The sequence below is a fragment of the Chryseobacterium sp. WX genome (assembly GCF_029542485.1).
In the GTDB taxonomy this organism is placed as follows: domain Bacteria; phylum Bacteroidota; class Bacteroidia; order Flavobacteriales; family Weeksellaceae; genus Chryseobacterium; species Chryseobacterium cucumeris.
This window is the reverse complement of record NZ_CP120710.1, coordinates 2928567-2943184: the sequence shown is the minus strand read 5'-3', so window position 1 is coordinate 2943184 and position 14618 is coordinate 2928567. Positions and strand designations below refer to the sequence as shown.

The 14618-nt window shown below is 36.3% G+C and carries 7 protein-coding genes; 5 read left to right on the top strand and 2 right to left on the bottom strand.

Annotated features, from left to right (window positions below; translation table 11 throughout):
• Position 1: 1 nt before the first annotated feature.
• Both PZ898_RS13190 and PZ898_RS13185 read right to left on the bottom strand, forming a co-directional pair.
• The gene (locus PZ898_RS13190) at positions 2-916 is read right to left on the bottom strand and encodes a dialkylrecorsinol condensing enzyme DarA (RefSeq protein ID WP_120233199.1); all 915 of its coding nucleotides are present in this window, start codon (positions 914-916) and stop codon (positions 2-4) included.
• Between the two features lie 42 nt (positions 917-958).
• Positions 959-4612, bottom strand: a complete 3654-nt coding sequence (locus PZ898_RS13185; RefSeq protein WP_277693521.1) for an MMPL family transporter — start codon at positions 4610-4612, stop codon at positions 959-961.
• 193 nt (positions 4613-4805) lie between these two features.
• Between PZ898_RS13185 and PZ898_RS13180 the strand changes: the two genes are divergently transcribed.
• From PZ898_RS13180 to PZ898_RS13160, 5 genes are all read left to right on the top strand, one after another.
• The gene (locus PZ898_RS13180; protein WP_277693520.1) at positions 4806-5813 is read left to right on the top strand and encodes a hypothetical protein; all 1008 of its coding nucleotides are present in this window, start codon (positions 4806-4808) and stop codon (positions 5811-5813) included.
• A 1-nt stretch (position 5814) separates the two neighbouring features.
• Positions 5815-6954 carry an EpsG family protein gene (locus PZ898_RS13175; protein ID WP_228432162.1) on the top strand — a complete coding sequence of 380 codons (1140 nt, stop codon included), beginning with the start codon at positions 5815-5817 and terminating at the stop codon, positions 6952-6954.
• Positions 6955-7158: 204 nt separating this feature from the next.
• Positions 7159-10551: a T9SS type A sorting domain-containing protein gene (locus tag PZ898_RS13170; RefSeq protein WP_277693519.1), complete on the top strand. Its 3393-nt coding sequence runs from the start codon at positions 7159-7161 to the stop codon at positions 10549-10551.
• A 275-nt stretch (positions 10552-10826) separates the two neighbouring features.
• On the top strand, positions 10827-13400 hold the full coding sequence (gene topA / locus PZ898_RS13165) for a type I DNA topoisomerase (RefSeq protein WP_277693518.1): 2574 nt from the start codon (positions 10827-10829) through the stop codon (positions 13398-13400).
• Positions 13401-13547: 147 nt separating this feature from the next.
• On the top strand, positions 13548-14618 hold the full coding sequence (locus PZ898_RS13160) for a formimidoylglutamase (protein WP_277693517.1): 1071 nt from the start codon (positions 13548-13550) through the stop codon (positions 14616-14618).

The following is a 14618-nucleotide window of genomic DNA, read 5'->3' as shown; positions in this document are numbered from 1 at the left end:
TCTATTTTAAATTAATTCCTTGTAAATATCTTTTTTGTTTTTGTCTTTTAAACCAAAATATAGGGGTTGTAAGCAGGTGTAAAACCAAAACGACAGGTGAGATAATCCATATCGCTGCCATCAAATATACCTTAAAGAATTTTATCAGCAATGGACGTTTCTCTTTTTTCTTGATAATCAGGTTAGACCATACTGTAAAAATTTTGTTTCCTACCTTTTCTACACGCACTAAAAACGCACGGATTTCAATCGCTCCGTTTTTCACAAGATCCGGTTGCAAACTATTAAGGTCGTTATTATTAAAATGTCTTTCAATAATCTCGCCATACTTTACAGAACCTGTGATTTCTTCATTGGAAACTCCTGCGGCAGGAAGCATTCCTGATTTTTCTTTCTGACCTGTGGTAAGCCATCGGAGAATCGTTAATACGCTGGTGTAATTGTCATGTCTGTCTACCAAAGCAATATTTCCTACGAGTTTAGCCTGTAAATCCCTTAAGTAAACCTTTAATTTTTCCTGGGAAAGCATCCACATATTTCTGGTTCCTGAGATCGTAACCACAGGAGTATCTTTAAGGATTGGTTTTGCATAATCACTCTTTAAAAAAGAAATAATAGGAATGGATGGTGTGAGATACCATACCTGATACCCGAATAGGATAAGGTCGTACTTTTTGTTCAGAATTTCTTCTGAAGGAGGAAGGATTTCTTTTGGAATCTGTAGATAAGATTCAGGAAAAGTGTTGAAAAAAACATCACTTGGCCAAGGAAACGGGAAGTCTTCTTTCAGTTTAATATTATAATAGGTAACATCATATTTCTCCTTTTGAGCTTCAAAAGGCCTGGCGATGTTTTTCACAATATCTTCGAGTTGCCCGGTTTGTGAATAATATATGACAAGTATATTTTTCTTCATTAGTTTTCTTTAGCGTTTACAAAAATATGTTTTTCATATTTATTATTTGGTTTTAAATACTTTTAATGATTCTGAACTAAATTTTAGTGTATAATGATCACTTTTAAAAGAATCATTTTTTGTATTTACAAAAATGATCGTTTCCGGCAGCTCCTGAATATCATTCCATGTAAAACGATCATGGGAGATGAGGAGTACATCAATCTTTTTGTTTGCCTCAGAAAGGTCTTTTATATACTGGATCTTTCTTCTTTTTACCAGATAGCTGTGTGCTGCTGTTGCTCTTTTTTCATCATTCTGAATCAGAGAAAAAACTCTTCGGCTGGCCTGGTATAAAGTTAATAATGCATCCTTCTGTCCAAAATCATCAGCTAAATGAAGAATATTGGCGTCATTCGGAATATGCTTGTTCAGTTCGAAATAAACAGATTTGTTGGCATTAAAATCCTCTTTTACTTCTTTTACCACTTCACTGTCTTTGTAAAGATAGCTCAGGAATAATTTCTTTTTAAAATAATTCTCATCCTCAATCTCTTCACGCAGTCTGGTAAATTCTTCCCTGAAATGAGCGTTGATCTTCTTTGTTCTCTCAGAATAGTTTTTACCAAAACTCATGTTGTCTTTACTGATTCTGTTCCCCACTTTTACCGTAATGCTTCCGTCATAGATTATGAAATCTCCTTTCGGCAATACCTCAGAGTTTCCGTGGATGTAAATAGGAAGTATATCCAATCCGAATTGTTCCGCAAGATAAAACGCTCCTTTATGAAACCTTTTCACATCATTGGTATAGGAACGTTCTGCTTCCGGGAAAACAACCAGAGAATATCCTTGTTCTACTTTTTCTTTCAGTTTGTCCATTCCATTCTCGATTCCCTGTGAAACGGGATAAAAGCCCAGTGCTCTTACCAGTTTTCCAAAAACAGGAGACTGATATACCCAGTCATTCACCAGATAAATAATTTTGTGGGTCGCCATTGCAATAGCCAGCGTATCGAGGAAAGAAGTATGATTGGCAATGATAACTGCAGGTTTGCTGAAATCTTCAGATGTATTTTTAATGACCTTCTTCTTTACAAAAGGATTAGAATAAAGAACGGAAGTTAAAAATCTGGCTAAAATAAGTTTGATAATATTCAGCGTCTGCCCTTTGGAATTTTTAACAAAAAAACTTCCGAAGGCAGAAAACAGCAATCCACCCAATCCGTAATAAAGGAATGAGAATACTGACCATACAAACAATCTGAATGTGATGGGAGAAAGTCCTTTTTTCGCCCTGTTGGTAATGAATAATCTGAACCAGAAAGGATATAGGGTAGAGGTAATGATAATCACAGAAAACATTCCTATCAAAGCAACCAAAGCCAAGGAATGCAGGGCAGGATGCTTGGCAAAAATCAGAGAGCCAATTGAAAGGATCGTCGTGAAAACTGCAAGGATAATCGAAATTCTATACGTGGGTAATTCATTCTTTCCGGTAGTATGTTCTTTCTGCATAGCCTGAGTCAGGAAAATACTGAAGTCATCTCCGACTCCAAATACCAGCGTACACACTACGGTACTGAAAATATTTAATTCCAATCCCAGAAAATAAAGGATTCCGGCTGTAACAACTCCCGTTAAAACAATCGGGAACATGGTGAGAACCGTTAATTCAAAATTCCTGAAGAAAACGATGATCGTCAAAATAATGGCAAGAAGAGAATAATTGATCAGTGTATTGAAGTCTCTTTTCAGTAAACCAAGGAAATTTTCGTTCATCTGCTGGCGGTCAATGGCAATGGCATCATGCTTCTTCTCAATATCCTTGATGAAAGTATCCCGTTTTTTTTCATCTACTTTTACCACATTGGAAACCGTGTAAAAACCATTTTCGCTGCTCATGAATTCTGAAATCTGAAGCGCTTTTACTTTTTGATAATCTTTCAGACTCAATGCGGAATAATTTTTATGCAAAACTTCATTAAAACCATCAAAAGCGGAACTGTTGAAACCGAATTTATTTCCGTTACTGATCAGTTCGGAAATGGCTAGACTTTTCTTCTGGTCATTCCAGAATCGATTCCATTGTTCAATTTTTTTCTGTTGGTCTTTTTCTGAAAGCACCACACTTCCGATAGAGTTATAGCTTAAAATTTTGCCTTCTTTTTTCTCTTTTTCAAGGACGCTGCTCAGTTCAGAATTTCTGCTTAAAGCCTGTTCTTCAGAATCACCATAAGAGATAGTGTAGATTGATTTTGAAGTAATATCTGAAAGTTTCTGAAGTTTTGCTTCACTGATTTTTAATTCTTTGGGAATATAATTCAGATCGCCGATATCTTCATTGAAACCTACATGTCTGAATCCAAAAAGGCAGGCAAGAATAATAATAGAGCATCCTATAATCAGAGGCTTGTTTTTCTCGTACGGATAAGATCCGATCTTGTCAATAAAGTTAGTATTAGGCTGTTCACTCTTCTCTTTTGGTTTATAAAGCTGAGGAACAATAATCAATGCGGTGATTGAAGAAAGAATCACGGTGATCGCTGCAAAAAGTCCTAAGTCCTTCAATGCTTCAGAACGAACAAAAACCAGACATAAGAATGAAACGGCCGTCGTTGCACTACTCAATATAATAGGCTGCGTAATTTCTTTGTAGAGCTCTTCAATATTATTGTTGTGTTTATAATGGGTAAGAATATGCAGGGCATAATCAATGGTAATTCCAATCAGAATAGCTCCCACACTGAGTGAAATTGCCGAAATCTTATCTTTAATAAAATAAAGAACCAATAAAGCAAGCAATACAGAAAATACTGTTGGTAAAAAAACAATGATGGGAGTAAAGACATTTCTGAAATAATAGATCAGTAGAACCAGAAGAACCGTCATGGAAATGACTACTGTGTTCTGAATATCTTTTTTGATCTGCTTTGCATTGGCTACAGCAATTACAGGAGAACCGAAATAGCTGATCTCTGTTTTTCCTTTGAACTGTTTGTTGATTCCGTCTTTGATGGAATTAAGCTGATCTACAAAGGCCTCATTCGCTTTCGTGTCATTACTTTTGTTTTTAGGATCAATGAAAAGCAAGAGGTTATTACCGTCTTTCGTTACAATATAGCTGTCTTCGAGTTTGAAGTCTTTACTGATGTTTAAAGCATTTAACTTTTTGATCCCCAGAAAATTAAGCCCCAGAGGATCTTTTTTAATAAACTCTTTGGTAACAAGACTTGTTGGAGAAACCAATGATATATAATTATTTTCTACCTGTCTGGCAATGCTGTCTTTCTGAAGTTTCCGGTCAATTTCCTTATAATCACTCTCATTAAGGAATAGAGGTAAATTCTGATTGACAAAATCAAAGGTTTCGGAGATTTCATTATCATTCACCTTACCCTGAACAGAACCGATGTATTTCTGTAAAGGCTCAATTTTTTTCAGAAACGTATCTGCTGTTTCGGAAAGCTGGAAGCTGTCTTCGCCGGATTTGTTCTCAATAATAACAATAATCTTATCCGAAAAATTAAGCTGTTTAAGAACCTTTGCCGTAAGATCTGACTTTTCATTTTTAGGAATAATCTGATTGATATCTTCCTCAAAATTGATCTTTGACGCAAAGAAAATGCATAAAACGGCAATTCCCAGAGCTGCAAATACAGACAGGATTTTATTTTTGGAAATCAGGTAATATAAAAATATAAAAAAGCGATGCATTGCATTTAAATCAAGTCTGCAAATTTAATTTTTTAAGCATTAGTTCAAAATAGTTAACGAGAAGTTTTCACTGAAAATCAATAAAATATTCTAGGAAGAATGAAAAAATATTCTACTTTTGCAAAAGTTCCCTTTTGAAAAAATGTATTTTAAATCACCATTATTATTAAAAAAATAAGAATCTGTTTTAGATATGTTGAAAAGAAATGATGAAAAAATAAACGGATTTCTATTTGTAATAGTACTTCCGCTTCTGTTGTTTGCTATGTCTTATTATGGATTTGAATCTTCCTATACAAGACTGAAAACATCAGAGACAACCCCTGACTTTTTATTTTCCTCGGTATATGCTTACAGAGTGATTCCCAATTATCTGAGTGTACAGATGACAGATTTGATGTACAATCTGATTAACGGACCTCTTTCTTTCTTCAAAGATTTTTTGTCAAAAAACGGAACCCCTTTTTATCATGGGCTTTTCCTGATGAACAGTGTGTTTTTTATTTTGTGTTCTTTGATTTTGAATGCAATTTTCCGCATGAAATCAACGGGACTTCTTCTGAATCTTAATGCAAGAAGGATTATTCATCTCTTATCCGTATTTTTTATTGTGATCACACAGTATGCACCTACAAACTGTGACACCATTGCTCTTTTCTGTTATCTGGCAGGTGTATTTTTAACCTTGAAATATTTAGATACCCCAAAAAATATTTTCTTTTTTATTCTCATTGGCCTTATTGGAATCTCTACTTTGGTAAGAGAAACGGCTTGTCTGAATATAGCCTTTTTTGCAGCAGTATTTTTCAATATAGAGGAGTTGAAAAAAGGAAATTATCAGGTAATCTGGAAAATTATACCGTTAGTTATTGCTTTTCTGATTCCCTATCTTGGATTGAGGGCTCTGCTTGTTCAGGATGAAACTACTTTTGTGGAAGGGTTTTATATTAACAGGAACTTTTCCAGCCCTTTCAACCTTGCAGGACTGCTGTTTGCATTAATTGTGATTTATTTTATATATGGTCTTTGTACGGAAGAAGAAAACAGAAGTGTTTTTGGAAAATATTTTTTCTTTTCCATTCCTTATCTCCTTATGATTACTTTAGTAGGGCTTTTCTGGGAAGTGAGGCTTTTCCTGCCTTTAATTCTGACAGGAATAATCACAGCATATCATCAGTTTAAAAAAACATCAGAGATTTAGCATGAGTTTACTACATCCATATTACATAATTGCAATCGTCTATATGCTGTTCTTCAGTGTTCAGGAAGTATATGGAAAAAAGGTTGATAAAAAATGGTTCTGGTTCCTTGCTGTTTATTTTATTATTATTGTCGGTTTTAGAGACAGTGTAGGCCCGGATTACGGAAGTTACAAAGGAATCTATATTTACTCTGATACCAAAAGCTACTACAGTATATTCATGAAGATGCTCCATATGGAAGGAACGGAAACTCTGGATGTGGAATGGCTGTATACCTTGATTAATAAAGTTCTTCTCAACTTTTTTGATGCACCTTTTTATATGGTAACATTCGTCATTGCTGTTTTTGCGATGATCTTTAAAGTAGAATATACAGAAGACAATACTTTTTACCCGTTTACTTTTACTCTCTTCATGTTTATTCCCAACTTCTTTATCGGAGAAAGTGGGCAGATCAGACAAAACCTGGGAACTTTTATCGTTTATTTTGCAATACGGTATATTAAAGAACGAAAACTCTGGTATTACCTGTTTTTTATATTCATAGGATCAGGTATACACAGTGTTTGCTATTTATTCCTGCCGATGTACTGGCTGGCTCGCATTCCGCTGAATAAAACGATGATGTTGATTATGATTGTAGGTTCTGTCTTTTTATCTCCTTTTGAAATCTATAGGAGTTTTGGAGGTTTCTTAGATGGTATGGCCTCTAACAGTACACTTGTAGAGGGTTTTAATGGATATATGGATGAAACGGTACAGCGACTTAACGGGGGAATTGGTATCCCGGAGGTCATGATGGCTATCCTTACCTTCTTCCTTTTTGTTTTTGATAACAAGATGAAAGAACTCTATCCCTACTATGAATACCATAGGAACTATGCTGTAGTCGGGATATGTCTTTACTTTATTTTTAGAAATAACCCTATCTTCTCATCAAGACTTGCAGGAGCATTTATTGGATTCTCGTATATCATTATTCCGAATGCAATGTATGTTGTTTCCGGAAGGGTTAAAAATATGATTTATGCATTTATCATTGCACTTGTGGTCTTCAATTTTGTTATTTTCTCTATGTTTAATAATATCAAAGCCGGACGATTCTCGATTGATCGTTATCAAAACCATATTCTTCCGTAAAATTTTGAAGGTTAAAATATAAAGGCAGCTTGAGGCTGTCTTTTTTTTGTGTAAAAGGTTTGTTAAGACTTGTTTTGTTTATTAGATTTATGTTAAATTATTAATAATGTAATTTAAATATGATGATGTTATTTATAAAACAAATCACTTTTTATTGAATAGGGCTTAAAAATTGCATTCGCTAATGACACTAAAACCTAAGGTATGAAAAGATTAGCTGGAAAATTAGCGGCAGTCATCTGCCTGATGTTATTTGGAATCATTTCCAAAGGTAATATCAAAGGAAATCTATGGCTCAATGAGAGTAAGGACTCATTGAAAAGACCACTGAATGAACTGACACCATTATTTCTTCCCGACTGGAAAAAAGCTCCCAACAGTTACATCTTTGATCCAAATCAGAACAGCGAAGGATTGTTGATTCCTGTAAAAAAAGCTTATGCGATGTGGGAAGGAGGCGGATATCTTAACGGAAGCGGCATTCCGGCAGGAACGGTAACTGCAGATGTTTTGTGGGAAGATGTTCATGGACTTATAAAATCAGGAGTAAATTATGCTCTTGAAATAATAGGAACCGGGCAGGATGCTAAGATAAAAGTCCCTGTCAATAAGACAAAAAAAGGGAATGCTGTGGTAGCTCTCAAAGTAAACGGAGAGATTTATTGGAGCTGGCATATCTGGGTAACAGATGATCCTACCAATGGAGTTGCCTATAAAAGTTTCAACAACGTCAAAAGAATGAAATCGGACGGAACCACAGAAGTTATCCCGGATTCCGATTGGAAATGGATGGATAGAAATCTTGGAGCTATCACAAGTTCTATCACAGCATCAGACTGGAATAAGAGTATGGGGCTTCTTTATCAGTGGGGAAGAAAAGATCCTATACCCCCTTTAGTAACCAGAGGAAATGATTTTTATGAAGCTTCAGGATCTATAGGCAGAGTAAGACATAGAGGAGCTAAAAATATGACCAACGCTGTAAGTATTGATGATCTCAGGAAATTTGTTCTGCTTTCCGCTGCAGAGGTTACCAATAATATCAGACTCTCTGTAAAAAATCCTTTGAGTCTTATTTATGTTAATAAAGATGATAATTCAGGTCAGGCTTACTACAACAATAATCTCAATCTTCCGGTCAATTGGTTTGGTAAATCTACGACTTTGTCGAGTAACAGGCTTTCAGAACTCAATCTGTGGTCTGATAATGCACAAGGGAAAATTGAGACCGTCTATAATACCGATGATAAGACGAAGCCTTATAGAGATAAGTCCCCTTATGATCCTTGTCCCAATGGATGGCGTATCCCTTCTATGTTGGTTGCAAATTTGGCTTCTCCCTCTTATGTAGATGATATCAGAATAGATTTTTCACCTTTTGGAGTAAAAACCAATATGGCAAAAAATGTTTTTGAAACCAATAAGTATCATATTATAATGCCTACTGATGCTGGAGTTCCTGCCTTCATGACGGGATTTAGAATTTATCCTAATCTTGGGTTTGATCTATCGGCTGTAGGTGGGTATAATATGGGGGTTTTTCCTGGAAATGGGCAGCTTATCAGGGGAGCGCATTTAGGACAATATAGTGATCAGCATCACATTGCATTGTGGACGGCAACTTTAACCCGGTTGTTCGATGCTTCTCCTGCTGTTACTGTAAGAGGGCTTTCCATGATTCCGGATAAAGGACAGCCAGATATTCCGGATGCTAATTATCCTAATATCAAAGGACGTTATTATTACTTTCCTATGTCCGGAATGTATACTTCGGATGCCAATGGCTGCAGATGTATAAAAGATCCGTTATATATAATTAATGATTATGATTTTCCAACAGAATATCTGCCTGCAGTTACAGAGTACAAAGAAGGTTTCAATAATCCGAATACTTACCAGATCGTTAAAAAACCAACGGTTACAACCATTGACATTCCGGTCAGTAAAGCATTCTCTGTACAAAGTCAGTTACTGGGTAACGCTGATATATTAAATACTTCCAGTTTTAGTAATTTAAAAACTAATGTTCTCTGGTCAACCAATAAAGCTCTTATCAGTAGAATTTCAATGGTAAATCCTTCACCTTCGTCATTGCAGGATATCGGTAATTCTAAAATATCTGTAGAAATTGCCCCCAATGAAAGTGGAAATGCTGTTGTTACATTACATAATGGGAGTATATCTTCGCCGGTATATTGGAGCTGGCATATATGGGTTACGGATTCTCCCGTGGAATCTTATACTTATCTTACAGAAACTCCAATAGCTGTCACAAATTACGTGAACTATGTTAATAAAGCTGATGCTGTATTGCAGACCACTTTCATGGATCGTAATCTTGGAGCAACAGATGCTTTTCCTAATGTAGCCAATCCTCAGGCACCTACAACTGATGAGCTGCTGAAAATACGTGCTTCTACAGGATTGCATTATCAATGGGGAAGGAAAGATCCTATTCCTGCATTCCAGTATGCGGATAACAGAAGCTTTTACAATGTGTTTTTGGGAACCGTAGCTGCTAATGGAACAGTGGCTTACAGTACACTTAATCAGTCGGATTATAATAATCTTTCAGGAAACTATATTGTACCTTATGACACATATGCGGGAACATCAAACGTACAGATAACGGATAAACCGGCAGACAGAATCTCCAAAATAATATCCTATTCTGTGAAGAACCCTCTGGTATATATGATCCCAAGTACTTTTGCTCCTTACAACAGTACAACTCCTAATTATACCAATGGTACAGACTGGTTGGCGCAAGAACCTAATCTGGCTTCTGACAGATGGGGTAGAGGAGGTAAGAAATCCCCTTTTGATCCTTGTCCTGAAGGATGGAGAGTGCCGGATCTTACAAGTGTAGCTCTGGTTTCAGGAGCGGATTTTGGACAAACTTCCTGGTATAAAAAAGATAAAAATGTAGCAACTTCATACAGTATTGCTACAGATTATTCAGGAATGAGAGTGAGAAATTCTGCCAATGCTACAGTGGGATATGTCTTTAATAATCCGGCATATCTTGTAGGGAATTATCCTGATTCCGGTTCAAGAGGATTCAGAAGTGTAACAGCCAATCAGACTGCGCAGGGAACATTTAATGTGCTCAACTTTCAGTATCCGGCAGTATGGACCGCTGCTTTAAATTCAAACTACATTGGACGATCTATTAATGTATTGTTTGATGCGGCCTCTACCACCAATAGAATAATCGTCTTTCATGATAATAATGATCCGTACTTCGGAACAGGATGCCGATGTGTGAAAATAAAGTATGATGCCAATGGTAATGAAGAAGGTCCTGCATCAGGAATTTCGGTTATATCTAATAGGCCTGCATTGATGAAAGAAAATGTGAAATCTAAGGCGGTCAGTAACAAAATTTCTATCTACCCGAGTCCTTTTTCCAATATTCTTTACATCAGCGCCACAGAAAATAAAGAATATAATTTTCAGATTTTTAATGTTCTGGGTCAACTAGTAAGGTCCGGACATTTTATCAACAATCAGACAGATCTTTCATCTTTAAGCGCAGGAGTATATGTAATAAGAATAAACAACTCCGAAGCAGTTGCGAAAATTATAAAACAATAAATCTTAAAATAAGGGACTAAAAGCAGAATGAGACTTCTTGTTCTGCTTTTTTATAAGATAGCATATTTCTTACATCTATTATGGCTGATGAAAAATTCTATATCAATGAATGTTGATAATTGTATATCAGTCTAAAACCCATACTGCAAACGGTTTGTTTCTCCAAAAAATGAATATTGAAAGATGCTGTAAAGCGACCTGATTATTAAATTAAACCTGTTTAACAAAAAGTATATAATAAAAAAGCTTTACTTTTGCAAAAATTTTTAGTTAGAATGTCGAAAAATTTAGTAATCGTAGAGTCCCCGGCAAAAGCAAAAACTATTCAGAAATATCTAGGAAAGGATTTTGAAGTGAAATCCAGCTTCGGACACATCCGTGATCTTCCTAAAAAAGGAATGGGTATAGACCTTGCCACATTCAGTCCTGATTACGAAGTTTCAGCAGACAAAAAGAAATTGGTAACCGAATTAAAGGCTGCCGTAAAGAAAGCTGATATGGTATGGCTCGCTTCCGATGAGGACCGCGAAGGAGAAGCTATTGCATGGCATCTTGCGGATGAATTGAAACTAAAGCCTGAAAACAGAAAAAGAATTGTTTTCCACGAGATTACCAAAAACGCCATTCTAAAAGCAATCGACAATCCAAGAGATATTGATCAGAACTTAGTGAATGCACAGCAGGCGAGAAGAGTGCTGGACAGAATTGTAGGTTTTGAAATGTCTCCCGTTTTATGGAAAAAAGTAAAACCGGGACTATCTGCAGGTAGAGTACAGTCTGTAGCAGTAAGATTAATTGTTGAAAGAGAAAAAGAGATCCGTGAGTTTAAACCAAAAGCAAGCTTTAAACTGGATGGGATCTTCTTAAATAAAACAGAGCAGGAAATTGCTGCCAAGCTGAAAAAAGACTTTGAAAAGGAAGAAGAGGCAGAGAAATTCCTGGAGCAGGCAAAGACTACAGAATTTAAAGTTCTCAATGTTGAAACCAAACCAGGTACCCGTTCAGCTTCAGCACCATTTACAACCTCTACATTGCAGCAGGAAGCATCCTCAAGATTGGGTTATAATGTAACCAATACTATGCGTCTCGCACAAAGGCTATACGAAGAAGGGTTTATTACTTATATGAGAACGGACTCTGTAAACCTTTCCCAGGAAGCTATTGAAGGAGCTAAAAAACAAATTATATCAGAATATGGAGCAGAATATTCTTCTCCAAGAAATTATACTACAAAATCAGCTTCAGCACAGGAAGCTCACGAAGCGATCCGACCTACAGATTTTGGAGTGAAAACTGTAGCTGATGCCCAATTAAACAGGCTATATCAATTAATTTACAGAAGAACACTTGCTTCTCAGATGGCTAATGCCAAAATTGAAAAGACAGTGATTGAAATAGGGAATGCATCATTGCCACATCATTTTGAAGCACAGGGAGAGGTTATTATATTTGATGGTTTCCTGAAAGCTTATGGAATTGTAAAGACAGAAGAGGATGATGAGGAAAACAACGATAAGTTGCTGCCGAAAGTAAGTGTGGGAGAAGTCTTGAACTATAAAACCATTACTGCTACTGAAAAGTTCACAAGACCAAGTGCAAGATACACGGAAGCTGGTTTGGTAAGAAAGCTTGAAGAATTAGGGATTGGTAGACCGTCTACTTATGCCCCTACCATTCAGACGATTCAGAACAGAGAGTATGTAGATAAAAGAGAAATTGAACCACACACCCGTGAAGTGATCAAAATGTCTTTGACAAAAGATAAGATCAAAAAAGTAGTTCTTGAAGAGAAATTTGGTGGTGATAAAAATAAATTCGTTCCTACGGATATTGGTGAAGTAGTCAATGATTTCTTAACAGATAATTTCAGAGAAATCCTTGATTATGGTTTCACAGCAAGAGTAGAAGAAAGTTTTGACGAAATTGCAAGCGGTGATCAGAAGTGGAAAGAAATGATGACGAGTTTCTACTCTAAATTCCACCCGAGAATTGAAGATGTAGAAGAAAATGCAGATCGTGCAACCGGAGACAGACTATTAGGAGTAGATCCAAAGACTGGTAAAAATGTTCATGCAAGAATCGGAAGATTTGGAGCGATGATCCAGATTGGAGAAACGGATGATGAAGAGAAACCAATCTTTGCTTCGTTAATGACGGGACAGAATATTGCAACCATTACTTTTGAAGAAGCATTGGAGTTATTCAAGTTGCCTTTCGATTTAAGTGAAGTTGACGGACAGCCGGTTTCTGTAGGAGTAGGAAGGTTCGGGCCTTATGTGAAATGGGGAGAAACCTATATCAGTATTCCGAAAGGTGAAGATCCGCTTTCTGTAGATCAGAAACGTGCTGAGGAGATTATCAATGAAAAGAAGATTGCTGATGCTCCAATTGCTACGTATAAAGGAGAACCGGTAACCAAAGGATCAGGAAGATTCGGACCATTTATCAAGTACAAAGATATCTTTGTGAATGTTCCCAAAAGATATGATTTCGAAAACCTTTCACAAAGTGATATCAATGAACTGATTGACGCTAAATTGGAGAAAGAAGCCAACCGATATATCCAGCAGTGGGAAAAAGAAAAAATCTCCATTGAAAACGGAAGATGGGGACCTTTCATCAAGTTCGGAAAAGCCATGTTTAAAATTCCGAAAAAAGCAGATGATACAAAATATGAAGCTGACGAACTGAAAGAACTTTCTTTAGATGAGGTTAAAAAATGGATTACAGATCAGGATCCGAAAGCTTTTGCAGAAAAGAAAAAACCTGCAGCTAAAAAGGCAGCGACTACTAAGAAGACTACAGCTGTTAAAAAACCAGCTGCTAAGAAACCTGCAGCTAAAAAATAAATAATCTTAAGATTGAAATACCAAGCCGTTAACACCTGTTGACGGCTTTTTTTATGAACAAATAGAAACAGTCTTACTCAGTTCCTGTGTTTTTTGTATGTTTGTTACATCAAGCGATTAATCAATTATTACATTTTAAATTAAAATATGGACTTCGAAGACTTTATCATTTCACCAAGAAATTTTAAAACAGAGAGCTGGCAGATAGGAAATCGGATTACAAAAGATATCAGAGAAGACAGTATTGTTCTTTTGTTTGTATCAGACTACAGAGGTGCGGGCGGCGATGCGGAAGTGCAGGATTTTACGGCGGTAAGAAAAGAATTTTACAAGCTTTCGCAGATGGACTTCGAAATTCCTGTTGTTGATCTCGGAGATCTGGTGTCCGGGAAATCTGTTCAGGATACCCATTATATCTTACAGGAAGTGCTGTCGGCATGTCATTATAAAAGAGCCATTCCGGTAATTATTGGCGGATCCAATGATTTTGCTTTTTCATTATTTTCGGCATTGAATTTCCATAAGAAAAGTATCAATTATACCCAGATCAGTAATATTATCTCTCTTCAGCAAGGAGAAAGCATCAATGAACATACTTTTTTAAGCAAGATTTTCGGAGCCAAAAATTTCTCCATTAAAAACTACCATCATCTGGGCTACCAGAAACATTTGAATGAAATGGATTCCGTAAGGCTCATCAAAGAAGTAGAGTTTGATATTATCCGACTGGCTGAAATGATGAATTCTACAGAAAAAACAGAACCGTTCTTCAGAAAAGCAGATCTGGTGACCGTAAACTGTGATGCTATTGAAAGCTTTAGTGAACCCTTTTCAATGAATCCGCAGGTAAATGGGTTGAACAGAAGAGAAATCTGTGCCTATATGAAGGAAATCGGATTGAGTGAAAACCTGAAATCTGTCGGGATTTTTAATTATAATATTTATTCTGAAAACCAGCTGAATCATCAGCTTTTAGCACAAATGCTGTGGTATCTGATTGAAGGAATCAATATCCAGCATTCCCATCCTAAAGAAAGGCATTATGAACTGTTCTATGTTTTGATAGATGACAGGCAATATGCATTCAGGCGTGATACTTTCAGTAATTTGTGGTATTTTGGTGATGATGAAAATATAGAAAACTGCATTCCCTGCTCCAGAAAGGATTTTGATGAAGCTAAAAAAGGCTGGTTGAATGCAAGACTGACGAAAATTTAA